This is a genomic window from Actinoplanes sp. G11-F43 (assembly GCF_050589265.1).
GTDB lineage: Bacteria > Actinomycetota > Actinomycetes > Mycobacteriales > Micromonosporaceae > Actinoplanes.
Map to the genome: position 1 here is coordinate 265,646 of NZ_JBNZCE010000005.1, position 23,365 is coordinate 289,010.

Consider the following 23,365-nt stretch of genomic DNA (forward strand, 5'->3'; position numbering starts at 1 on the left):
CCCCCCCCCCCCCCCCCCCCCCCACGAACCTACGGGTTCGCCGGGGCGGTGCGGCGGCGGTAGCGTCGCACCCCCTGCAGGATCAGCCAGGCCGGTACGCCGATCGCGATCATCCACGGCAGCAGCGCGCCGAGCACGGTCAGCAGCACGCCCATCGAGATCAGCAGCGCGTTCCAGCCGCCGGCCAGCCCGCCCAGGAACCCGGCCGGCTCGTCGTCCCCGGCGTCGCGGACCGCCTCCGGATCCAGCAGCACCACGGTGATGGTGGAGAGCGCGGTCAGGTCGTCCAGCCGGCGCTTCTTGCCCTCCAGCGACGCCAGGTCGGACTCCCGGCTGGCCACCTCACGCTCCAGCATCACCAGGTCGTCCAGGGACTTCGCCTCGGCGAGCAGGCGCTTGCCGCTCTCCAGCCGGGCCTTCTGCACGGCGATCCGGGCGTCCAGGTCGACCACCTGCTCGGTGACGTCCTCGGTGTTGATCCCGCGGTTCTCCTCCTTGCCCAGCTTGCCGACCTGGTCGACGACGGAGTTGAACTTGTCGGCCGGGATCCGCAGCTGGATGTTCGCGGTGGCCGAACCGGTGCCACTGTGTCGCTCGTCACCACTGACGAATCCGCCCGACCCGGCCGCGATCCCGGTCACCTGCGCGGCGGCCGCCGTCACGTCGTCCACCCGCACCGTGATCGACCCGGTGTAGACGATCGAACGCTGGTCGACCCGCAGGTTCGGTGCCTGGGCCGGGACGTCCGCACCGGCCGCCGGCGCGGCCTTCTCCGCCGCGGCGCCACCCGCCCGGTCGGCCTGTGCCACCGCCGGTTCAGCGGCCGAGCTCGCGGTGGAATCGCTGTCGTCCGCGCCACACCCGGCCAGCAGCAGCCCGGACAGCAGCACCGCGGTGAGTCCCCGTTTATTCATGGCAGCTCCGATCTCACGTCATCACTGACCGTGGGACGTACGGCAGGCACGTCCCGGTTCCGGCAGACTGCGAGATGAGCGGTCACGAATCAGCAGCGGAGGGGTCCCGTGCGCGTCACGAAGTTCACGCATTCCTGCCTACGCATCGAAGGCGCGGGGGTACTCGTCGTAGATCCTGGCGAATTCTCCGAACCGTCCGCCCTGGACGGTGCCGATGCGATCCTCGTCACGCACGAGCATTTCGACCACATCGACGTCGCCGCGGTGCGGGCGGCGGTGGCCCGCAACCCGGCACTGCGGATCCACGCGCACGAGGCGGTGCTGGCCCTGCTGGCCGACGTGGCGGAGGCGACGGTCCCGGTCGCGGTGGGCGACTCCTTCGAGGCGGCCGGTCTCCGGATCCGGGCGTACGGGGGACAGCACGCCGTCATCCATCCGTACGTGCCGGTCTTCGCCAATCTCGGCTTCCTGATCTCCGACGGTGGCGCCAACCTCTACCACCCGGGTGACTCGTTCGTGGTGCCGGACGAGCCGGTCGAGACGCTGTTCGCACCGCTGAACGCGCCGTGGGCGACCGTCGCCCAGTCCCTGGAGTTCGTCCGCGGCGTCAAACCGGAGCGGGCCTTCGCCCTGCACGACGGGCTGCTCAACGAGCGGGGCGCGGCCGTCTACGGCAAGCACCTGGAGAACTTCTCGGAGACCACCTACCGGCAGGTGGCGCCCGGCAGCGTGCTGTGACCGACGCCGACGGGACGGTCCGGCGGCTGTACGAGGCGCCGCCGGACGGCTTCGTCACCGCCCGGTCCGCCGCCGTCGAGGCCGCGCGGGCCGCCGGGGACCGGGACACCGCCCGGCGGATCGCCGCGCTCAAGAAACCCACCGTGGCGGCCTGGATCGTCAACCTGGTGGCGCTGCGGCGGCCCGAGCTGCTCGACGAGCTGGCCGAGATCGCCGAGGCCCTGCGCGCCGCCCAGCGGGACCTGCGCGGCGATCAGATGCGGGAGCTGTCCCAGCATCGGCGGCGGTTCGTCACCACCCTGGTCGAGGCGGCCCGCAAGCTCGCCGTCGAGGCCGGCGCCGCGGGCGGCAAACTGCCGCTGGCCGAGGTGGAGGCGACCGTCACCGCGGCGCTGGCCGAGCCGGAGATCGCCGCGCAGATCCGGACCGGGCGGCTGATCCGGGCGGTCAGCTACGCGGGTTTCGGTGAGGTGCCGCGCCCTCGCCTGCGCCTGATCACCGGTGATGACGAGTCCTCGGACCCGGCTCCGGCTTCGACTCCGGACCCGGCCCCGGCTTCGGCTTCGACTCCGACTCCGGCTTCGGCTTCGGCTTCGATTTCGGCTTCGGTCGAGACCGCGGAGCAGCGGCGGCGCCGGCGGGAGCTGGAGCGGGAGTTCGGGTCGGCCGAGGCGGCCGAGCGGCGCGCCGACGCCCAGCTGCGCCGGGCCGAGGACGCCGAACGCGACGCCGAGCACCTGGTCGAGGACCTGGACACGGAACTCGCCGAGCTGGAACGGCGGCGGGCCGCGGCGGTGGCCGAGGTGGCCCGGCGCAAGCAGGCCCGCCGGACCGCGGAACGCCAGGCCGCCGAGGCCCGGCGCCGGGTCGGCGACGCACAGGCGGCGCTCGATGAGGTCGCGAACGGGCATTGATGCCGGGGAGCGTTTTCTTTAGACGGTCGAGGGGAGCAGAATCGGGCGGGTGACCCCGGAACAGGCCGCCGCCAATGCCCGAGTGGGACTCGCCGCCATCCTCCGTGCCTTCTCGGAATCACCGCGCACCCTGCAGGGGGCCCGGCTGCTCGGGCTCTCCGGGTGGGCGTACCACGTCTCCGCCCGGGCCGGAGCGCTCGGCGACGTGCGGCCGGAGACGGTGGCCGCGGCGCTGGCCTTCATCGCCCCCGAGGCGGTGACCGACGGCTGGGAGGCGGCGGTCAAGTCGTCCGCCCCGGCGAAGGTGGCCGGATGGCATCTCGGCGAGCTGTGCAACTGGGGCGCCGACAACCTCGGCGGCTTCCCCCGGCTGACCCGCCTGCACGATCTCGCCCAGCGGGTCGTCGACCGGATCGACACCGCCGGGCTGCCGCTCTTCGCGGCGTGGCGGGCGATGCCGGCGCCGAGCAGCGAGCCCGGCGCCCGCGCCGCGATGCTGCTGCACCTGCTGCACGAGCACCGGCAGGGAGTGCACGTGATCGCGGTCCGGGCCAGCGGGCTCACCCCGCTGGAGGCGATCATCGCCGGCCCGGAGGGGGAGACCGACGCGGTGGCGCTGGGCTGGCAGGCGCCCTACCCGCCGGCCGGCCCGCTGATCCGCCGCCTGCTGTGGGCCGACGCGGTCACCGACGCGCTGGCCGGGCAGGCCTACGCGGCCCTGGAGCAGCCGGAGCGGATCGAGTTCGCCGGCCTGCTGGAGTCCCTCAGCCACCGCCTGGCCCGCTGAGCCACCACCTGCTGAGACCCGTCACCGGGCGCTGTCCAGGCGGGCGAAGGCCGGTGCCGGGCGGGCCACCCGGTCGCCGGCGAGCAGCAGGTCGCGCAGCCGGGCCGCCCCCGACGGCAGGAACGGCTCCAGCTCCACGGTGAGCAGCCGGAGGACGGCGATCAGCCCGCCCAGCACGGTGTCGAGGCGGTCGGCCGCGGCCGGATCCCACGGGCGTTCGGCCTCGATCCAGCGGTTGCCCTCCTCGACGACTGCCCGGAGCGCGCCGGTGGCCGCCCGGAGATCGAAGTCGGACAGCGCGCTGTCGATCGTGCCGGGCAGGGCCGCGCCCACCTCGCCGAGGCGTCCCGGCGGCACGCCCGTCTCCGGGATCCAGCCGTCCCGCAGTCGCCAGGCCAGGGCGAGCACCCGGTGGACCAGATTGCCGAGACCGTTGGCGAGATCGTGATCGGCCCGCCGGACCAGCCGCTCGACGGTGAAGTCGGTGTCACCCAGCGGAGCCGGCTCGCGCAGCAGCCACCAGCGGACGGCGTCGGTGCCGTACCGGGTGGTCAGCTCCACCGGGTCGACCGTGTTGCCGGCGCTCTTGGCCAGCTTCGCGCCGTCCACGGTCAGGTAGTCGTGCACCAGGATGCCGGTCGGCAGCTCGTGCCCGGCCGAGAGCAGCAGCGCCAGCCAGTGCACGGCGTGGAACCGGACGATGCCCTTGCCGATCACGTGGACCCGCTCACCGGAGGGGCCCCACCAGCGATGCCGATCGGCGTACCCCAATGCGGTCAGGTAGTTGGCCAGCGCGTCCCACCAGACGTAGACCACCTGGCCGGGATCGCCGGGCACCGGGATGCCCCAGCCCGCGGCCCGGGCGGCCGGCCGGGACACGCTGATGTCGGTCAGCCCGTCGCGGAGCAGCGTGAGCACCTCGTTGCGGCGGGCGGCCGGCACGATCCGGACCCGGCCGCTCTCCAGCGCCTCCCGGATCCGGCCGGTGTAGCGGGACAGCCGGAAGAACCAGTTCTCCTCGGCGACCGGATCGGGTGGCACCCGGTGTTCCGGGCAGAGCCCGCCGGGCAGCTCCGCCGCCGTGTAGAACTGCTCGCAGCCGGGCCAGGGCGTGCCCGAGATGCGGGGCGGCGTTGACGTACGGAATGGCGGTCGTGACGTAGAAGGTGGTCATGTCTCTCCCGTCCGGCCGGAGCCCCGACGGGAGATGACGCGGCCCGTGGAGACCGGGCCTGGTCGTGGTCTGGGTCAGCGCACGGCGAGGAGCCCCGGGTGGGGGCGGCTCATTCGCTCGCTGCGCGGCTGCATGAGCCCGATGGTAGGTCGGCCCGGCCCCGGGCGAAACTCGGTTGTGAGCGGGGAACGGGGCGTGTTCCGATGCGGGGCATGAGCGAGCTGCCCCCGGGCTGGACCACACGCCGGCCCACCCTCGACGACGTTCCGGCGATCCTGGAGCTGGTGCACGCCAGTGATGTCGCCTCGGTGGGGGAGCCGGACTACAGCGCCGACGAGGTGCGCGACGACCTCACCAACCCCAACACCGACATGGCGCGGGACTGCTGGCTCGCCCTCGACGGCGCCGGGCGGATCGCCGGCTGGGCCTTCCCCGGCAACTCCACCGGCGGCGCCCGTGACATGGCCAACGTCTACTTCCGGCCCGGCGACGGCGAGCCCGCGCTGCGGCCGCTGCTGGCGCTGCTGATGGGCCGGATGCGGGAGCGGGCCGACGAGCTGGGCCACGACGTCTACGAGGTGCGGGCCGGCGCGATCCCCGGCGAGACCGAGCTGATCGCGGCGCTGACCGAGGCCGGCTTCGTCTTCCTCAAACAGTTCGCCCGGATGCAGATGTCGCTGGCCGGGGTCTCGCCGGTCGCGCCCGAGCCGCCGCCCGGGGTCACCGTGCGCCCGGTCCGGGCCGGGGACGCGACGGAGCTGCGGGTCTTCCACGCCGTGATCGAGGAGGCGTTCGCCGACTCCGACCACCGGGCGATCCCGTTCGGTGGCTGGCACGAGCAGATCACCCGGCCGGGCACGCCGTTCGGCGAGTGGTTCGTCGCCGAGGTGGACGGCCGTGTGGTGGGTGTCCTGCAGAGCAGCGACGGTGGTGAGGACAGCGACGAGGGCTGGGTCAAGCACCTGGCCGTGCTCCGGGCGTACCGCAAGCGGGGTGTCGGTGAGGCGCTGCTGCGCCGCGCGTTCGCCGCCTACGCCGGGGCCGGTCGCCCGAAGGCCGGGCTCGGCGTCGATCTGGAGAATCCGACCGACGCCGCGAGCCTGTACTTCAAGGTCGGCATGGACGCGCTGTACCGGGCGAACATCTACCGCACCACGATCTAGACCTCGGGTGACGCGGTCCCCGAGGGGCGGCCGCGCAGATCGGCCACGTAGTCGTCGGGCGCGCCGGCCTTCTCGGCCGCGTTGGCGATCTCCGACAGGTACCACGCGGTCGGCAGGCCGCCCTCGTACCCGGCGAAGACATACACCCATGCGGGTACGTCACCGTCGAGCGTCGATACACGGACGGTGACCTTCTGGTACGCCCCCGCAGTCACGCCCTCGACCTCGTCGAGTTGTGCCGCGTCCCAGGCGTGGACGTCGTAGAGGGAGACGAAGACACGGTCTCCGGGCGACTCGACAATCGTCGTGACCGCCCCCTCCCAGCCCATATCTCCCTCACCGGCGAAGGTGAGGCGCCAGCCTTCGATCCACCCCACGCCGACCATCGGCGAGTGCGGACAGTAGGCCCGCATGCGGGCGGGATCCAGGTTCGAGCCATACGCGGCGTAGTGACGCACGGCGACGACGATAGTCGTAGCGGGCGGTGGTGAGAATATGAGAAGTGCGTGTCGGCACAACTGTTCGGCATCGGTTGCCGCTTTTGGAGGTTTTGAGTCGTGAGTCGGATCGTGATCATCGGTGGGGGACCGGGAGGGTACGAGGCGGCGTTGGTCGCGGCGCAGCTCGGCGCCGACGTCACCCTCGTCGAGGCGGACGGGCCCGGTGGCGCCTGTGTGCTGACCGACTGCGTGCCGTCCAAGACCTTCATCGCCAGCTCGGAGGTGGTGACCGGGCTGCGCTACGACGAGCGGTTCGGGATCCGCTCGCCCGGCCTGGACGGGGTGACCGTCGACGCCAAGGCGGTCAACGAGCGGGTCAAGAGACTGGCGCTGGCCCAGTCCGGTGACATCCAGACCAAGCTGATCAAGGCGGGGGTGGACGTGGTCCGCGGCCGGGCCCGCCTCGGCGAGGACCGGCTCGGCCACACCCACCAGGTGCTGATCACCCCGGAGGGCGGCGAGACCTACCCGGTCGAGGCCGGCACGGTGCTGCTGGCCACCGGCGCCACCCCGCGGGTGCTGCCCACCGCCCGGCCGGACGGCGACCGGATCCTGGACTGGCGGCAGGTGTGGGATCTGGAGGAGCTGCCCGAGCACCTGATCGTGATCGGTTCCGGGGTGACCGGCGCCGAGTTCGCCAGCGCCTACCTGGCGATGGGCGTGCACGTGACACTGATCTCCAGCCGCGAGCGGGTGATGCCGCACGAGGACGCCGACGCGGCGATGGCGATCGAGCGGGTCTTCCGCGACCGGGGCATGACCATTCTCAGCCAGTCCCGTGGTGACGCGGTGGAGAACACCGGCGACGGCGTCCGGGTGACCCTCGCCGACGGCCGGGTGGTCGAGGGCTCGCACGTGCTGATGGCCGTCGGCGCCATCCCGAACACCGCCGAGCTGGGCCTGCGGGAGTACGGGGTGGACGTCTCCGAGCACGGCTACGTGACGGTGGACCGGGTGTCGCGGACCAACGTGCCGGGGATCTACGCGGCCGGTGACTGCACCGGTGTGCTGCCGCTGGCCAGCGTCGCGGCCATGCAGGGCCGGATCGCGATCTGGCACGCCATGGGTGAGGCGGTGGCCCCGCTGCGGCTGCGCACCGTCTCGGCGAACGTCTTCACCGACCCGGAGCTGGCCACCGTCGGGGTGTCGCAGAACGAGGTGGACTCCGGCCGGTTCCCGGCCCGTCAGGTGATGCTGCCGCTGACCGGCAACGCGCGCGCCAAGATGGCCGGGCTCCAGGACGGTTTCGTGAAACTGTTCTGCCGGCCGGCGACCGGGCAGATCGTCGGCGGCGTGGTGGTGTCACCGAAGGCGAGCGAGCTGATCCTGCCGATCACCATGGCGATCGAGAACAACCTGACCGTCGATCAGCTGGCGCACACCATCACGATCTATCCGTCGCTGTCGGGGTCGATCGCTGAGGCCGCTCGTCAACTGATGCAGCACGAGATTCAGTGACGGGTTTGCCCCCGAACAGGGCGAGGATCCAGCCGGCCGTGCCGAAGACGACCGCGGCGGTGGCGGCGACGGCGAACAGCCGCCAGGCGGACTGGGTGATCGCGGTGCCGCCGAGGTGCCCGACCAGTCCGCCGTAACTGGCCCAGCCCAGCGCGGCCAGCCCGTCGTAGAGCACGAACAGGCGGATCGGATAACCGGTGCGGCCGGCGTGGTACCCCGATGCCATCCGGCCGCCCGGCACGAAGCGGCAGAGCAGGATCACCAGCGGGCCGGGCCGGCGCAGCCCGCGGGTGAACCGCTCGGCCGCCCGGCGGGTCTTCGAGTCGTGCTCCTCGTTGCGCGGCGCGAACCGGGACCGCAGCGCGCTCAGCCGGGCCCCGGTGGACCGGCCCAGCACGAAGGCGATGGTGTCGCCGGTGAACATGCCCAGCGCGCCGATGGCGATCACCGCGGCCAGATCGAGGTTGCCGTAGACGGTCAGCGCCCCGGACGTGATCATGATGGCCTGGATCGGGATCACCGGCACCAGGGCGTCGACCGCCAGGAACGAGAACAGGGCGAGGTACGCCCATGCCGGTGTCGCCACCATGGTCAGCAGTTCGGTCATCGGTGCGGCCACCTCGCGGCTTCAAGACTCCCGGCATTCTGCGACAGACCGGCTGAGAGAGCGCTGTGTTCACAGCATGCGCTCTCTTGTGTGCGTTCTGCGGTGATGCGGGACACGCTACGGCCCGCCCCTTTCCCTCGCTCCCGGTTTTCGCCGGGCGCCGGTGGCGGGCGTACGGTTGACCTGCCCGTGCCGCACGGCCGGCGCGCGGCCGCGGGCCGTCGGTAGGTCCCGTATCGGCGGCCCGCTCCTTGAACGCGTCAGGTGGCTCCCGGGTTTCTCAGCCGATTTCGCAGATGGCGGTGCCGGCCGTGATCGTCGCGCCCGCCTCCACCGTGAGACCGGACACCACACCGGCCTTGTGGGCGTGCAGCGGCTGCTCCATCTTCATCGCCTCGATCACCACGATCGTGTCGCCCTCGGCCACCTCGTCGCCGTTCTGCACCGCGACCTTGACGATGGTGCCCTGCATCGGGGCGGTCAGGCCGCCGGTGGTGACCTTGCTCGGTGCGCGCTTGACCGCCCGGGCCGTACTCCGCCGCTGGGTTTCCTTGATCTTCGGCAGTCGCACCTCGATCCGCCGTCCGCCCACCTCGACCACGATGGTCTCGCGTTCGTCCTGCTCGGTCCCGGTCGCCGGGCCGCCGGCGAACGGCTCCACCTCGTTCACCCACTCGGTCTCGATCCAGCGGGTGTGCACGGTGAACGGCTCACCGGTGAACGCCTCGTCCCGGACCACCGCGCGATGGAACGGCAGCACCGTGGCGATGCCCTCGATCACCGTCTCGTCCAGCACCCGCCGGGACCGCTCCAGCGCCTCCGCCCGGGTCGCCCCGGTCACGATGATCTTGGCGAGCATCGAGTCGAAGTTGCCGCCGACCACACCGCCCTCCTCCACCCCGGAGTCGACCCGCACCCCCGGACCGGACGGCCAGACCAGCTCACTGACGGTGCCCGGCGCCGGCAGGAAACCCCGGCCCGCGTCCTCCCCGTTGATCCGGAACTCGATCGCGTGCCCACGCGGCACCGGATCCCCGCCGAGCCCGATCCGCTCGCCGGCCGCGATCCGGAACTGCTCCCGCACCAGGTCGATGCCGGCCGTCTCCTCGGTCACCGGATGCTCGACCTGCAGACGCGTGTTCACCTCGAGGAACGAGATCGTCCCGTCCTGGCCCACCAGATACTCCACAGTGCCCGCGCCGTGATAGCCGGCCTCCCGGCAGATCGCCTTGGCGCTCTCGTGGATCCGCGCCCGCTGCTCGTCGCTGAGGAACGGCGCCGGCGCCTCCTCCACCAGCTTCTGATGGCGGCGCTGCAACGAGCAGTCCCGGGTGCCGACCACCACCACAGTGCCGTGCGTATCCGCCAGGACCTGCGCCTCCACATGCCGCGGGCGGTCCAGATAGCGCTCCACGAAACACTCGCCGCGGCCGAACGCGGCCACCGCCTCCCGGGTCGCGCTCTCGAACAGCGCCGGGATCTCCTCGGCCGTGCGGGCCACCTTCAGCCCCCGGCCACCCCCACCGAACGCCGCTTTGATCGCCACCGGCAGCCCGTGCTCGGCGGCGAAGGCGACGATCTCCGCGGCGTCCGCGACCGGCTCCGGCGTGCCCGGCACCAGCGGCGCCCCCGCGCGCTGCGCGATGTGCCGCGCGGTCACCTTGTCCCCCAGGTCGCGGATCGCCTGCGGGGTCGGCCCGATCCAGGTCAAATCCGCGTCCTGTACGGCCTGGGCGAAGTCGGCGTTCTCGGAGAGGAACCCATAACCCGGGTGTACGGCGTCAGCCCCGCTGCGTGCCGCCACATCCAGCAGCTTGTCGATGCGCAGATACGTATCGGCGGCGGTCTCGCCGTCCAGCGCGTAGGCCTCGTCGGCCAGGCGCGCGTGTGGCGCGTCCCGGTCGCTGTCGGCGTAGACGGCGACGCTGGTCAGGCCGGCGTCCTTGCAGGCCCGGATGACCCGGACGGCGATCTCGCCACGATTGGCGATCAGAATCTTCCGCACATGTAGGAGCCTAACGGCTACTCAGGCGGATTCAGCCCCCCGCACCTTCGATAAGTTAGCCGCGATTCGCATCTCAGTGTCGCCACAGACTGGTGATCGGCACACCCATCTGGGCCAGCAGGTTACGCAACAGCGGCAGCGACAGCCCGATCACGTTGCCCGGATCGCCCTCGATCCGGTCCACGAACGCGCCACCCCGGCCGTCCAGCGTGAACGCCCCCGCCACCTGCAACGGCTCACCCGACGCCACATAGGCGTCGATCTCGGCGTCGGAGACATCGGCGAAATGCACCACGGTGCGGCCCACCGCCTCCGCCTGCAGCCCGCTCACCAGCCCGGTCAGGTGATGCCCGGTGTGCAGCACACCCGACTTGCCGCGCATCCGGGACCAGCGCTTGGCCGCCTCCACCGGATCGGCCGGCTTGCCGAACACCTCGTTCTCGAACTCCAGCACCGAATCACACCCGAGCACCAGGGCGGCCGGATCGGCGGGCAGCTCGGCGGCCACCGTCCGCGCCTTCATCCGGGCCAGCGCGAGACTGGTGGTGTAGGCGTCCTCGTGCTCGACCACACTCTCGTCCACACCACTGACGATGACCTCGGCATCGATCCCGGCCCCGGTGAGCAGAGCCCGCCGGGCAGGACTGGCCGAGGCGAGGATCAGGCGATACGCGATGTCAGTCTGCACAAAAGCGGAGCCTACAAGCCCCATCAAGGCGGAAGCGTGACCAACCACCGCGTTTCCTTCGATCAGGACGCCGAGCGGCGTTTCCGGACCAGCAGGAACGCGGTCAGGCCGCCGAGGACGATGACGGCGGCGCCGGCCCCGGCGATCATCGGCAGCGAGGAGCCGGTGGGTTCTGCGCCTTTGTCAACTTGTGCCACTGTTTCAGATGATCTGTCAGGTTCGGTCGAGGGAATGTCAGCGGTCAGTGCCTTGACGATGTTCAGCACCCCGGCGCCACACTCGTCGTCCCGGCCGGGCGGCCCGTTGTCGTCGGCCGTCGCGGTGAGCCGGTGGATCACCTCCGGCGCCGACAGCTCCGGGAACCTCGCCCGCACCAGCGCCGCCGCCCCCGAAACCAGCGCGGTGGCGTGCGAGGTGCCGCTGGCCTTGGCGTACCGGCCGTTCCGGGTCGTCGTGACCAGATCGACGCCCGGCGCGCAGATCCCGACCTTCTCCCCGGTGACCGAGAAGTCGGCGACCTCCCCGTTCTCACCGACGGCGCCCACCGCCAGCACCTCCGGAATCGCCGCCGGATAGGAGAACACCAGGTCGCTCGCCCGGTTCCCGCTCGGCGCCACCACCACCGCGTCCGCCTTCACCGCCTCCGCGACCGCGTCGGTCAGCGTCCGGGACATCGGCACCGAACTCGAAAAGTTGATCACACCGGCGCCCTGCGACGCCGCCCACTCGAAACCCGGGCCCACCCCGGCACCGTCGTCCCGGGTGGCCGTGGCCTTCACCGGAAGGATCTTCGCTCCCGGGGCGACACCGAGCACCCCGGCGTCCCGGCCACTCCCGTGCCCGGCGATCAGCCCGGCCATCTGCGTGCCGTGCCCGTCCTGGTCGACCTGACCGGAACCGTCACCACCCGCGATCACATCGGTCCCACGCTGGAGATTCCGGGCCAGATCCGGATGGCGTGCGACCCCGGTGTCGACCACCGCGACCGACACCCCGGACCCGGTGGTGATCCGGTGCGCCTCGGCCAGCTTCAGATAGGTGACCTGCCACTGCTGATCCCTGATCCGGTCGGCGGCGGCGGCCGGAACCGCCGGGAGAACGAGCACCCCGGCCAGGGCGAACACCGCGGACATCTTTCGGTACGTCACTCAGCGGCCACCAATGGTCGGTCCGGGATCGATACGTTGCTCCCGCGCCGGCAGAAGAACCGGATCCACGCCGATGTCCGTCTCCCACGGGTTGTCCGGGTCCCACCGCCGGTTCTGCGGATCCCCGTCGACATCCGACTGGTGACGGCGCCCGCCCGGGCCGCCCATGCCACCCGGTGCACCTGGTCCACCCGGTCTTCCCGACCCACCCGCACCCGGGCCGCCGATCATGCCGCCGGTCGGGTTCACCCGCTGCGGCCCACCGTTCACCGGACGCCCGCCGCCGCCCATCGGGCCGCCGCCACCCGACATCGGACCGGCACCACCCGACATCGGACGGCCACCGCCTCCGGTCGGGCTGCCGCCACCCGTCGCCGGGCTGCCACCGATCACCCCGCCACCCGGGAACGGGCCACCCCGGACGCCGGTGTTCGTCGGCGGGCTACCGACCCGCGTCGGCACCCCGCCACCCGTCACCGGGAGGCGGGGCGGCGAATTCCCCGGAACTGGAGTGAGCGGGAACGGGCCACCGGCGCCCGGCGGAACCGTGGGCGTGGCGACCGGGGCGGTGGGCAGGCCAGGATTCGGGGCGGCCGGAACCGGAGCCGGCGTCGTGCCCACCAGTGTCGGGCCCTGACCGGCCGGTGCCGGGGCCGCGATCTCCCCGACCGCGGGCGGTGTCACCGAACCCGACCGCGCCGGAGGGGTGATGCTCCGCGGTGCGAACCCCGGCCCGCCGCCCGCACCGCCGCCACCGCTCGGGCTCACCAGTTCCTCGCCGGCGCCCCGGTTGCCGGCCGCCGTGTAGGGCCGCGGGGCGATGAACGACGTCTGGGCCGTCGCCAGTTCAGCACTCAGCGACTGCATGATGCGGGCCGCCCGCGACTGCAACGCGGCCTGCTGCCCGTCCGCCAGCGGATTCTCCGGCGGTGTGTACTTCGCCGACCAGGAGGTCAGCTCCTTCTCGTACTCGGCCAGCAGCGTCTGGTTCGACTCGTACTCGGTGTGGACGGCCTCCAGCTCACGCCGCGCCTCCGAGATGGCCGAGGTCGCGGTGGACAGCGCCTGGTGGTTGACGATCGCCGCCTCGTACGTCTCCTCCAGGTTCTCGATCAGCCCGTCGAGTTCCTGCACGTACGCGGCGGCAGCCTTGCTCCGGTGCGGCGGCCACGCGGCGGCCAGATTGTCCCGGTACTGCTTCACCTGCCCGATGTGGGCGATCAGCAGCTCGTACGACTGCCGCCACGCCCCCGTCATCCGCCAGTGCGGCGCGCTGTCGTAATCCTTCAGCGCCGCCCACATCATCGGGATCGGCGTGGAGTCCCAACTCGTGCGGCCGGTACCGCCACCCGACTCGATGCCCATCAGCCCTCCCCGGAGTTGTCGAATTCGGTGGTGGGCGGTGGTGCACTTCCGTCCAGAGGCAGATCGAGAAGCGCCGGGGAACCGGTGCCGGTGCCGGCGCCTGCCGGGGTGTGCAGGAACTGCTGCACATCGGTGAGTTTCGCCCGGGAGAAGGCGTCCGAGCCGCTGTACTTGTCACTGATCTGGTCGGCGGCACTGGCGAACCGGTACGTGTTGTTGATGTACCCGTACACGTTCTGCTGTGTCGCGATCTGAACCTGATCGTGCGCGTACAGGAAAAGGTGCAGCTCGTAGAAATGCGGCGCTTCCGGCAGCGGACTCATCATCGACTCACTGACCGACTGGGCATGCGGGGCGTAGCTGCCCTCGATGTTCGCCGTCAGCTTCGCGGCGAACTCCTTCATGGCCTGAATGTCCGCCTCGATGCTGCCGAAGTCGGTGTAGTCGTAGTCCCGCAGCCAAGCGGGACCTCGGTCCTCTTCAGGGATCACCGGAGCCCCCTCCCCATAGATCACACGCTGAATGGCACCTGAGAGGTTAGCCTGCGATCCCGCCCCCACAGCGCACCGTGATGTCCGTGGTGACGTGCCCGGGCGCCCCTCTGTGACAGCGCGCAACGCGGCGCTCGCCATAGGTGGGCGAGCACCGCGCGATCCATGAACCAACGGAATCTACGAGGAAGTACGTCGTTTCCGAACCGTGACAAAGGCCAGCAGCCCCACAAGCACAGCCGCCACACTCCCCACCCCGATGAGCGCGGAAAGATCGGACCCGGCATCCTCGCTCTCCGACGGCGCCTGACCCACAGCTCCCGTGGAGTTCACATCACTTCCGCCCGGCGCGGAGGAAACACCGGGTTGAGCAGAAGTCGCCCCGCCGGCGTTGAGCGGAGGCACATCAGCAGTCAGAGCCTCAACAATGTTAAGCACCCCATACCCACACTGATCATCTTTACCGGGAGGCCCATTGTCATCAGCAGTAAACGTAAGTCGATGAACAACCTCAGGAGCAGACAGGTCCGGAAACCGAGCCCGAACAAGAGCAGCAGCCCCAGAAACAATCGCTGCAGCCTGTGAAGTTCCGCGGCCCTTTACGTATTTGTTGCTCAGGTCAGTCGTTGCGATATCAACGCCTGGGGCGCATAGGCCAATATTTGACCCTGTTACAGAAAAGTTGGCTACCTTTCCGCTTCGGTTGATAGCGCCGACTGCTAAGACCTCCGGCAAGGCTGCAGGGTAACCGAGCCTGGCTGCTTGAGATGAGTTCCCGGCTGCTGCAATTAGGATGGAATCTGCCCGAGCTGCTGTCTCCACGGCATCGATTAGGGATCGTGATTGAGCGGTTCCGTTGGATACATTGATAACCTTTGCCTTTAGTTCGGCGGCTCGTTGTATTCCAAGTTCGATGGTGTTTCTGGAGTCATTGGAACTGAGCGCCTTTATTGGTAAGATTTTTGCATCTGGAGCTATCCCGAGGATGCCGTCGTTGGAGCCGTGCCCGTGGCCGGCAATAAGTCCTGCCATTGCTGTTCCGTGGCCTGACTCGTCGACGTGTCCTACGCCGTCACCGCCGGAGCTTGTGTCAGTACCATCTCCAAGATTCTTTATTAGATCGATGTGTGGGGATACTCCGCTATCAACGACGGCGACGCTAATGCTAGAGCCCTTAGTAATTTCATGCGCTTTGGAGATATTAAGGTACCGCAAATGCCATTGTGAATCTCTAATGCTGTCGGCGTGGGCTGGAGTACCTAAGCTGAAGACTGCGAACGAGGTGGTGGCGGCCACCATCGCAGCTTTTCTGCTGGCCCTCATTTATCGTCCACCGATAGTGGGGCCTGGGTCAATTCTTTGCTCCTCGGAAGGGAGAAGGACAGGATCCATTCCCGTCTTGGTCTCCCAAGGGTTATCTGGATCCCATTGGTTATGCTGGCCCTGGTCTTGACTGCGCGAAGATCTGCGCTGCCCTGACTGAGTGAACTGTTCTTGCCCGAGCAGGCCACCGACTGGATTTACCTTCTGCCTGCCACGTCCCGGACCCATCGTTTGGCTAGAGCGGCCCGAACCGGGAACGCCGCCTATGGGCGCATTTCCCCCAATAATCCCGCTGTGTGGCAGTGCTCCTCCGCGCACTCCCGTACTGCCGGCGGCTGGCGGCAACGTGCCGGGAGTGTTGTTGGTTGCAGGAATTCGAGGCTGTGTTGTTGAGGGAGGAGGATTGCCCGTCTGGCCGATTTTGTACTGACCAGGAAAGCTGGAGCTAGGGTTTGTGCTTGTTGAAGGTGGTGTCGGCACCCCGGTACTGGGAGAGCCGATTGGTGGCTTCGCCTCGCCAAGGATAGGGCCCTGAGTTGGAGGATTTTTCCCGGTTCCCGGGTGCTCAACGAAACCGGGTGTCGGGGTGGTTTTTAGGCTACCCGGAGTCGGCTTCGAAATGACAGAACTTGACGGCCTTGTTCGAGGTGTGATGCTTCCCGAGAATGCATTAGAGGCTACTGGCGTCATCGGAACTGCCCCGCCAGTTGTTAGAGACTCGCTTTGATCACTGAAAGCGGCTTTTGAGGAATAGGGCCTCGGGTGGACGAGGGACGTCTGGGCGGCGGCGAGTTCGGCGGTTAGGGACGTCATGATTGCGGCTGCCTGTTGGCGCAAGTGTTCCTGCTGGCCGTCGGCTACCGGGGACTTCGGCGGCGTGTATTTCGCCGACCAGCTGGTCATGTCCTTCTCGTGTTTGGCGAGTAGGACTTCGTTCGCCGCGTACGCCTCCTGCAAGGGCTTCATGTTGCTCTTGGCGGAAGCCACCGCTGAGATCGCCGCTGAGAAGGTCGTGTAGTTGGAGACCGCTGCGTCGTATGTCTCCGTCAAGCTCGCGATCAGCTGATCCAAGCGTTCGATGTAGGCCTGCGAGGCCTTGTTGCGCTCCGGCGGCCACGCCTGCATCAACTTGTCCTTGTACGTCTCGACCTGTGTCCGGTGCATCAGGACGAGTTCGTACGACTGCCTCCAGCCGTCGAGGGCCGGCTGGTACGGGGCGTGTTCGTGCCCGCTGACCATCTCCCACATGTAGGGCATGTCGGTGGACGACCAGTTGATGTCGCCGGAGATTCCGCCGCCGTCATACCTGGCCATCAGCTGTCCCCGGGGTGAATGGGCTCGGAGGTCGAGGTGCCGGTCTTCTTGAAGGCCGCTTCGACGTCGGAGAGCCTGGCGCTGGAGAAGGCGTCGGCTCCGCGGTACTGCGTGCTGATGGCCTCCGCCGAGGTGGCGAAGCGGTACGTGCCGTCGATGTACCCGTACACGTTTTGTTGGGTCGCGTCCTGGGCCTGCTGGTGTGCGTACAGGAAGAGTTGCAGGTTGTAGAACCCGCCGCCGGATGGGATCTCTGCGAACATGGACTTCGTCACCGCGTCGGCGTGTGGTGCGTAGTTCGCGAGTAGGTCGGCCTTCAGGCCGGCGGCGAACTCCTCCATGGCCGCGATGTCCGCTTCGATCCCATTGATGCTACTGAGATCGTAATTGTCGACCGAACTCCGGTATGCGGGTCCGTTGTCCACAGGCATCGGCGATCCCCCCATCGACACTCAACGAATGACTCACCGAGGTTAGCGAATCACCGAGCGCCTCTCTGCCCCCTGTGGATGACGGGTCAGCGGGGGTGGGCCGCGGTTCGCCAGGTGCGGGGGGTTGTTGACGGGCGGGCCGCGCGCATCCAGTCTGATACGGGTTGCGGGGTGATATGGCGATTGACCGAAGTGGATCGAGATGCCAGGATGGCGGCCAGCGCGGCCAGCTCATGATCGTCTAGGCTTCCCCGTACGACGCTGACCAGCGGTTCCTCATTCATCAACCGAGCGTACGACCTCTGCCCGGAGATCCGGTGACACGTGTCCCACACTCGGCTGATCAATTCGCGGCCGCTCGACAGAACCAGGTATTTTCTGCGTGATGTCTTCTTCTCCCCCTCCCGTTGTCGCTGATCGGTACCGGCTCGTTTCGCCGCTCGGTCAGGGCGGGATGGGACGTGTCTGGCGGGCGACCGATGTCGTCCTGCACAGAGAAGTGGCGATCAAGGAGCTCGTGCCGCCGCCGGGGCTGACCCCGAGCGAGCGGCAGGAGATGCGCGAGCGTTCTCTTCGTGAGGCGCGTGCCATCGCCCGGCTCAACAACATCAACGTGGTGCGCGTCTTCGACGTGCTCAGCACGGATGCCGACCCCTGGATCGTGATGGAGTACGTCCCGTCGCGTTCGCTCCAGGACACGCTGGCGCAGGACGGGCCGTTCAACCCGCTGCGTACGGCGGAGATCGGCCTGGGTGTGCTGAACGCCCTGCGTGCCGCCCACCGCAACGGCGTCATGCACCGGGACGTAAAACCGGGCAACGTGCTGCTCGGCGCGGACGGCCGGGTGGTTCTGACCGACTTCGGCCTGGCCACCGTGCCGGGTGACCCGAATGTGACCCGGACGGGTCTGGTGCTGGGTTCGCCGGCTTACATCGCGCCGGAGCGCGCGCGGGACGGCACCGCCGGTCCGGCCGCCGACCTGTGGTCGCTGGGCGCCACCCTGTATGCGGCGGTCGAGGGCCAGTCGCCGTTCGCGCGCCCGTCGGCGATCGCGACGCTGGCCGCGCTGGCCACCGAGAACGTGCCTGTCGCGCGTAACGGTGGGCCGCTGAAACCGGTGCTCAACGGCCTGTTGCGTAAGGATCCGGCGCACCGCATCAACGCGGAGGAGGCCGAGCGTCTGCTGGCGCGGGCGGCCGGTCGCCGCTCCAAGATCACGTTCCCGATGAGCCCGTCGATGCGCCGTCCGGGTGCCGGCCGGGAGCGCCCGTCGCTGCCGAGTGGTCCGGGTGGGCCGCCGGTTCTGCCGGGTTCCGGCTGGTCGACGGCGACGGGTTCGGCTCCGGTGGTGCCGAACCCGCGCCCGCCGGTGGTGCAGCCGCCCGCCGCTGACGGCCGTCCGCCGCACTTCGCCCAGGGCAAGGCTCAGGTGTCTCCGGAGCCGCCCCGGCGTCCGGCGAAACCGCTGGACGCGACGCGGCTCGACACTCCGCCGGTCCGGGACGAGATCAAACCCGTTTCCGGTGGTTCGGGGTCCGCCTCCGTCCCCTACCCGGGCCAGCCGCCGCGTACCGCCACGGGCCGGTCGACGGTGAGCCGCCCGCCGATGGACCGTCCTGCCGCGGGCCGCCCTTCGATCGGGATGCCTTCGGCGGGCCGCCCGCCGGTGGAGCCGGGCCGCCCGGTCGAGGTCCCGCAGTCGTCGGCGAGTCCGCAGCCGATGGCGAGCCCGCAGTCGATGGCGAACAGTTCGGCACCGACGAACGCGTTGCGGACCGGTTTCACCGCAGCCGACGTCGTCGCCAACCGGCGGAAGCAGGCCGCGCCGGAGCACGAGCGTTCCCTCGCGCAGGCCACTTCCGGCTACCCCGTCGTCACGCCACGTGACCAATCGGCCGAGGAATCCTCTGTTGAGGACGCTCCGGCGGCTGAGGAGACGAAGAACACACCAAAGATTTCCCAGCCGGAGCCGAAGACCGAAACCGATTCGCCGTACGCGGTGAAGGCCGACGCGCCGACCTCGCCGGCCGCCGCCCCGGTGGTGGAGGCCGAGCCCGCACCCGCCGAGCCCGCACCCGCCGAAGCCGCCGACGCGGAAGCCGGAGTGAAGGCCGAGGCGGACGCGAGTACCGAAGCGCCGGCCGCCGCGGAGACGGAGCCGGAGGCAGGGGAGAAGCCGGAGCCGTCGGCCGAGCCCAGGACGGTGTCGGCCACGCAGGGCTCGCCGGAGCCCGAGGCGGAGTCCGCGGACCAGTCGGCCGAGGCGGAGAAGGCCGCTGAGGCGGCGGCCGGGAAGAAGGCCGCCGAGGAGAAGGCCGCCCGGGAGAAGGCTGCTGAGGAGAAGGCCGCCCGGGAGAAGGCTGCTGAGGAGAAGGCTGCTGAGGAGAAGGCCGCTCAGGAGAAGGCTGCTCAGGAGAAGGCCGCCCGCGAGGAGGCCGCTGCGAAGAAGGCGGCCGAGGAGAAGGCCGCCCGGGAGCGGGCCGCTGAGGAGAAGGCTGCCCGGGAGAAGGCCGCGGAAGAGAAGGCCGCCCGGGAGAAGGCCGCTCAGGAGAAGGCCGCCGCCGAGGACCGGACGTCGGTCATGGCGTTTCCGCCGAAACCGGTGACGCCCCAGCCGGGCCAGGCCGAGGAGAAGACGACGTTCCTGTCGCCGCCTCCGCCGCGGGCCCCGGTCGAGGACCGGACGACGTTGCTGTCCGGCCCCGGTGCGGACGACGACCGTACGTCGGTGGTCAGCATGCCGCCGCGCCGCCGGATCGTGACCAGCAGCCCGGAGCCGCCGACCTCGGTCGTCGGTGACGTGCCCGGTTTCAACCGCCCGAACCGCCCGGCCTGGACGCCGATGCAGATGCGCCCGCAGGAGCGCCGCGGCGGGGTCACCATCTTCGGGACCACGCTGACCCGCCGTCAGGCGGCGATCGGTCTCGGCATCGTGCTGACGTTCGTGATCCTGATCGGCATCATCGTGGTGCAGGCGTTCGGCAGCGACTCGGAGGACAACCAGGTCACCCAGGGCGGGGTCGCGTCGACCCCGGCGCAGCCCAGTGCTGGGACCGGCGGTTCGACACCGTCGAAGGAGACGCCGACCTCTAAGCCGCCGTCCTCACCGGCGGCCGCGGCGATCCCGGACGACTGGCGGACGCTCAACTACTCCGGGTTCTCGTTCAAGGCCCCGCCGAGCGCGAGCGGCTCCGGTGGCGGCAACAACATCACGTACAGCTGGGGTAAGGGCCGGCAGTTCCGGTTCGACGTGGTGCCCGGCAAGATCGATCCGGTCAAGTACCTGAGGAGCGATCTGGGCAGCGCCACCGAGGTCGACTTCAACGGGCGGAAGGCCGCCGAGCACGAGTACGAGCGGAACCCGAGCGGCTACAAGCAGCGTGTGGTGCGCCGGGTCTTCAACGACGGCAACCAGACCATCGTGCTGACCTGGTACACCGAGGCGAAGGACTGGAACGCGGGCAAGAAGGATCTGGCCGCGGTCTACCAGAGTTTCAAGTTCCGCTGAGGATGATCCACCTCCATGTGTGAGTGAGATCCGGACGGCTGGGTAGTTATCCAGCATCACGGATGGAGGTGCTCCTCATGAACTGCCGACGACACGGCAGAAAGCCCACGGTCGCCCTCTGGATGCTGGTCGCGGTGGTCGACGTCGCGCTGATCGTGGTGTCCGCCGGGCTGTTCACGCTGCTGCTGATCCTGGCCGCGGTCGCGGTCATCGCGGGTGCCGGTGTGCTGGCCGCCCGCACGCTGGGCAACGCTGAGCCGGAGCCGGCCCGGGTGGTCGCTCGCAGGCGCGGCTGACCCGAAGACGCGGGCGCGGCTGACCCAAGGACGCGGGTGCGGCTGACTCGAAAACGGAGGCGCGGTCGACCCGAAGACGCGGGCGCGGCCGACCGAAAACACAACCGGATCGGCTACAGTCCCCGGCGTGTCGATCGAAGGCGTGACTGACCTGTGGGACCACCTGTTCGGGGCGCAGCCCGACCCGCCCGGGATGCTGGTGCTCCTCACCGCGCTGGCCGGGCTTCTGGCGGTGGCGATCCGACCGGTGTGGCGGGTGGCCCGTAACGCGGTGACGATCGCCCACGAGGGTGGTCACGCGCTGCTGGCCCTGTTGACCGGGCGCAAGCTGCGCGGGATCCGTCTGGAGTTCGACACGTCCGGCCTGACCCTGTCGGCGGGCCGTCCGACCGGGCTCGGCATGATCCTCACCCTGCTGTTCGGCTACATCGCGCCGTCGCTGGTGGGTGTGCTGGGCGCCTGGCTGCTGGGCGGGAATCGGATCACGCTGCTGCTGTGGCTGGCGGTGGTGCTCCTGCTGCTCATGCTGATCAACATCAGGAACCTGTTCGGTGTGGTGTCGCTGCTGGTGACGGGCGCGATCGTGTTCGCCGTGTCCTGGTATGCGGAGCCGGAGACCCAGGCCGCTTTCGCGTACGCGGGCGTCTGGTTCCTGCTCTTCGGTGGTGTCCGCCCGGTGTTCGAGTTGCAGAGTCTGCGCAGCCGGGGCCGGATGCGTGATTCGGACGCCGACCAGTTGGCCCGGCTGACTCACCTGCCGGCGCTGTTCTGGGTCGGCGTCTTCCTCGTCGTCAACCTGATCGCCTTGGCCACCGGCGCGTTCCTGCTGGCCGGCCAGTGGCTCCCGGAGCTGTCCGCGTCCCTCTGACACCCCGCGTGGTGAGTTGCGGCGCGGAGCGCACCGCAACTCACCACGCGATCGGGGCGACATCCTCAGAGGGGGATGTTGCCGTGCTTCTTGGGCGGCAGGGTTTCGCGCTTGGTGCGGAGCATGCGCAGGGCCTTGGTGACCTGGATGCGGGTCTGTGAGGGCTGAATGACCGCGTCGACGTAGCCGCGTTCGGCCGCGATGTACGGGTTGGCCAGGGTGTCCTCGTACTCCTGGATGAGTTCGGCCCGGCGTGCCACCGGGTCCTCGGCGGCGGCGAGGTCGGCCCGGTACAGGATGTTGACGGCGCCCTGTGCGCCCATCACCGCGATCTGGGCGGTGGGCCAGGCGAAGTTGACGTCGGCGCCGAGGTGCTTGGAACCCATCACGTCGTAGGCTCCGCCGTACGCCTTTCGCGTGATCACGGTCACCTTGGGGACGGTCGCTTCGGCGTACGCGTAAATCAGTTTGGCTCCTCGCCGGATGATCCCGTCCCACTCCTGTCCGGTGCCGGGCAGGAATCCGGGGACGTCCACGAAGGTCAGCACCGGGATGTTGAACGCGTCACAGGTGCGCACGAACCGGGCCGCCTTCTCCGACGCCGCGATGTCGAGGGTGCCGGCCAGGCTCATCGGCTGGTTGGCGACGACCCCGACCGGGCGGCCCTCGACGCGGCCGAAGCCGACCACGATGTTCTGCGCGTACAGCTCCTGCACTTCGAGGAAGTCGTCGACCACCGTCTCGACCACCGTCTTGATGTCGTACGGCTGGTTGGGGGAGTCCGGGATCAGGGTGTCCAATTCGAGATCGGCTTCCCCGCTCTCCGCGAGGTCGAGGACGACCGGCTCGTCCAGGTTGTTGCTGGGCAGGTAGGAGAGCAGCGCCCGGACGTACTCGATCGCGTCCTCCTCATCGCTGGCCAGGTAGTGTGCGTTGCCGCTGCGGGTGTTGTGGGTGCGCGCCCCGCCCAGCTCCTCCATGCCGACCTCTTCACCGGTGACCGTCTTGATCACGTCCGGTCCGGTGATGAACATGTGCGACGTCTGGTCGACCATCACGGTGAAGTCGGTGATCGCCGGGGAGTAGACGGCGCCACCCGCGCACGGGCCCATGATCAGTGAGATCTGCGGGACGACACCGCTGGCCCGGACGTTGCGGAAGAAGATGTCGGCGTAGAGGCCGAGCGCGACCACCCCCTCCTGGATGCGGGCGCCGCCGGAGTCGTTGATGCCGATGATCGGGCAGCCGATCTTCATGGCCAGGTCGAGCACCTTGACGATCTTCTCGCCGAAGACCTCGCCGAGGGAGCCGCCGAAGACCGTGAAGTCCTGGGAGAAGACGCAGACCTGCCGGCCGTCGACGGTGCCGTGGCCGGTGACCACGCCGTCCCCGTACGGCCGGTTCCGGTCCAGGCCGAAGGCGGTGGACCGGTGCCGGGCCAGCTCGTCGAGCTCCACGAACGAGTCCTTGTCGAGGAGCAGTTCGATCCGTTCGCGGGCGGTCTTCTTGCCTCGGGCGTGTTGCTTCTCGATGGCCCGCGCCGAGCCGGCGTGCACGGCCTCGTCGGTGCGGCGGGCGTGGTCGGCGAGCTTGCCGGCGGTGGTGTGGATGTCGGGCGGCGTTGTCACGATGGTCTCCACGCTCTCAGGCAGCCAAGTGTTCGTTCAGGCTAA

At 69.6% G+C, this 23,365-nt stretch carries 20 protein-coding genes and 3 pseudogenes; 8 read left to right on the top strand and 15 right to left on the bottom strand.

Going from position 1 to position 23,365, the window contains the following annotated elements; genetic code table 11:
- Window positions 1-29: 29 nt before the first annotated feature.
- Complete coding sequence (locus tag ACQ0O7_RS06360; RefSeq protein ID WP_430780807.1) at window positions 30-914, bottom strand: DUF4349 domain-containing protein; 885 nt, start codon at window positions 912-914, stop codon at window positions 30-32.
- A gap of 108 nt (window positions 915-1,022) precedes the next feature.
- Here ACQ0O7_RS06360 and ACQ0O7_RS06365 point away from each other — a divergent pair, with 108 nt between their 5' ends.
- The 3 genes from ACQ0O7_RS06365 to ACQ0O7_RS06375 are packed head-to-tail and all read left to right on the top strand — an operon-like array spanning window position 1,023 to window position 3,353.
- Window positions 1,023-1,652, top strand: a complete 630-nt coding sequence (locus ACQ0O7_RS06365) for an MBL fold metallo-hydrolase (protein WP_430780808.1) — start codon at window positions 1,023-1,025, stop codon at window positions 1,650-1,652.
- A complete protein-coding gene (locus ACQ0O7_RS06370) occupies window positions 1,649-2,566 on the top strand; it encodes a hypothetical protein (RefSeq protein ID WP_430780809.1) in 918 nt (305 codons plus the stop codon). Before ACQ0O7_RS06365 ends, ACQ0O7_RS06370 begins: the two co-directional genes overlap by 4 nt.
- Before the next feature lie 49 nt (window positions 2,567-2,615).
- On the top strand, window positions 2,616-3,353 hold the full coding sequence (locus tag ACQ0O7_RS06375; protein ID WP_430780810.1) for an SCO6745 family protein: 738 nt from the start codon (window positions 2,616-2,618) through the stop codon (window positions 3,351-3,353).
- Window positions 3,354-3,374: 21 nt separating this feature from the next.
- Here the strand turns inward: ACQ0O7_RS06375 and ACQ0O7_RS06380 are convergent, their stop codons facing one another.
- The gene (locus ACQ0O7_RS06380) at window positions 3,375-4,475 is read right to left on the bottom strand and encodes a methionine--tRNA ligase (protein ID WP_430780994.1); all 1,101 of its coding nucleotides are present in this window, start codon (window positions 4,473-4,475) and stop codon (window positions 3,375-3,377) included.
- A gap of 264 nt (window positions 4,476-4,739) precedes the next feature.
- Between ACQ0O7_RS06380 and ACQ0O7_RS06385 the strand changes: the two genes are divergently transcribed.
- The gene (locus tag ACQ0O7_RS06385; RefSeq protein WP_430780811.1) at window positions 4,740-5,690 is read left to right on the top strand and encodes a GNAT family N-acetyltransferase; all 951 of its coding nucleotides are present in this window, start codon (window positions 4,740-4,742) and stop codon (window positions 5,688-5,690) included.
- On the opposite strand, the gene ACQ0O7_RS06390 is transcribed toward ACQ0O7_RS06385, so the two are convergent.
- On the bottom strand, window positions 5,687-6,148 hold the full coding sequence (locus tag ACQ0O7_RS06390; protein WP_430780812.1) for a gamma-glutamylcyclotransferase: 462 nt from the start codon (window positions 6,146-6,148) through the stop codon (window positions 5,687-5,689). The two genes, ACQ0O7_RS06385 and ACQ0O7_RS06390, sit on opposite strands and share 4 nt — an antisense overlap.
- 99 nt (window positions 6,149-6,247) lie before the next feature.
- On the opposite strand from ACQ0O7_RS06390, the gene ACQ0O7_RS06395 reads away from it, so the two are divergent.
- Window positions 6,248-7,648, top strand: a complete 1,401-nt coding sequence (locus tag ACQ0O7_RS06395; RefSeq protein ID WP_430780813.1) for an NAD(P)H-quinone dehydrogenase — start codon at window positions 6,248-6,250, stop codon at window positions 7,646-7,648.
- Here the strand turns inward: ACQ0O7_RS06395 and ACQ0O7_RS06400 are convergent.
- From ACQ0O7_RS06400 to ACQ0O7_RS06450, 11 genes and pseudogenes are all read right to left on the bottom strand, one after another.
- On the bottom strand, window positions 7,575-8,255 hold the full coding sequence (locus ACQ0O7_RS06400; protein WP_430780814.1) for a DedA family protein: 681 nt from the start codon (window positions 8,253-8,255) through the stop codon (window positions 7,575-7,577). The two genes, ACQ0O7_RS06395 and ACQ0O7_RS06400, sit on opposite strands and share 74 nt — an antisense overlap.
- Window positions 8,256-8,535: 280 nt before the next feature.
- A pseudogene (locus tag ACQ0O7_RS06405) lies at window positions 8,536-8,739 on the bottom strand (acetyl-CoA carboxylase biotin carboxyl carrier protein subunit); the annotation flags it as partial.
- A 75-nt stretch (window positions 8,740-8,814) separates the two neighbouring features.
- Window positions 8,815-10,260 (bottom strand): annotated as a pseudogene (locus ACQ0O7_RS06410) (acetyl-CoA carboxylase biotin carboxylase subunit); the annotation flags it as partial.
- A 73-nt stretch (window positions 10,261-10,333) separates the two neighbouring features.
- Window positions 10,334-10,948, bottom strand: coding sequence for a Maf family protein (locus tag ACQ0O7_RS06415; RefSeq protein WP_430780815.1), 615 nt, complete (start codon window positions 10,946-10,948; stop codon window positions 10,334-10,336).
- A gap of 62 nt (window positions 10,949-11,010) precedes the next feature.
- Entirely contained in the window at window positions 11,011-12,096 is a 1,086-nt protein-coding gene (locus ACQ0O7_RS06420; protein ID WP_430780816.1) for a S8 family serine peptidase, read from the bottom strand.
- Entirely contained in the window at window positions 12,097-13,461 is a 1,365-nt protein-coding gene (locus ACQ0O7_RS06425; protein ID WP_430780817.1) for a coiled-coil domain-containing protein, read from the bottom strand. It abuts the gene before it with no gap.
- On the bottom strand, window positions 13,461-13,952 hold the full coding sequence (locus tag ACQ0O7_RS06430) for a hypothetical protein (protein ID WP_430780818.1): 492 nt from the start codon (window positions 13,950-13,952) through the stop codon (window positions 13,461-13,463). Before ACQ0O7_RS06430 ends, ACQ0O7_RS06425 begins: the two co-directional genes overlap by 1 nt.
- A gap of 180 nt (window positions 13,953-14,132) precedes the next feature.
- A complete protein-coding gene (locus tag ACQ0O7_RS06435; RefSeq protein WP_430780819.1) occupies window positions 14,133-15,275 on the bottom strand; it encodes a S8 family serine peptidase in 1,143 nt (380 codons plus the stop codon).
- Window positions 15,276-16,589, bottom strand: coding sequence for a hypothetical protein (locus tag ACQ0O7_RS06440; RefSeq protein ID WP_430780820.1), 1,314 nt, complete (start codon window positions 16,587-16,589; stop codon window positions 15,276-15,278).
- Window positions 16,589-17,020 carry a hypothetical protein gene (locus tag ACQ0O7_RS06445; RefSeq protein ID WP_430780821.1) on the bottom strand — a complete coding sequence of 144 codons (432 nt, stop codon included), beginning with the start codon at window positions 17,018-17,020 and terminating at the stop codon, window positions 16,589-16,591. The genes ACQ0O7_RS06440 and ACQ0O7_RS06445 overlap by 1 nt, the downstream gene beginning before the upstream one ends.
- 86 nt (window positions 17,021-17,106) lie before the next feature.
- A complete protein-coding gene (locus ACQ0O7_RS06450; protein WP_430780822.1) occupies window positions 17,107-17,304 on the bottom strand; it encodes an acyl-CoA carboxylase epsilon subunit in 198 nt (65 codons plus the stop codon).
- Window positions 17,305-17,405: 101 nt separating this feature from the next.
- Here ACQ0O7_RS06450 and ACQ0O7_RS06455 point away from each other — a divergent pair.
- From ACQ0O7_RS06455 to ACQ0O7_RS06465, 3 genes and pseudogenes are all read left to right on the top strand, one after another.
- Window positions 17,406-18,677, top strand: a pseudogene (locus ACQ0O7_RS06455) (serine/threonine-protein kinase); the annotation flags it as partial.
- Between the two features lie 1,928 nt (window positions 18,678-20,605).
- Window positions 20,606-20,824, top strand: a complete 219-nt coding sequence (locus ACQ0O7_RS06460; protein WP_430780823.1) for a hypothetical protein — start codon at window positions 20,606-20,608, stop codon at window positions 20,822-20,824.
- A 127-nt stretch (window positions 20,825-20,951) separates the two neighbouring features.
- Window positions 20,952-21,692, top strand: coding sequence for a M50 family metallopeptidase (locus ACQ0O7_RS06465; protein ID WP_430780824.1), 741 nt, complete (start codon window positions 20,952-20,954; stop codon window positions 21,690-21,692).
- A 65-nt stretch (window positions 21,693-21,757) separates the two neighbouring features.
- Here the strand turns inward: ACQ0O7_RS06465 and ACQ0O7_RS06470 are convergent, their stop codons facing one another.
- Complete coding sequence (locus ACQ0O7_RS06470; protein WP_430780825.1) at window positions 21,758-23,320, bottom strand: acyl-CoA carboxylase subunit beta; 1,563 nt, start codon at window positions 23,318-23,320, stop codon at window positions 21,758-21,760.
- Between the last annotated feature and the right edge of the window lie 45 nt (window positions 23,321-23,365).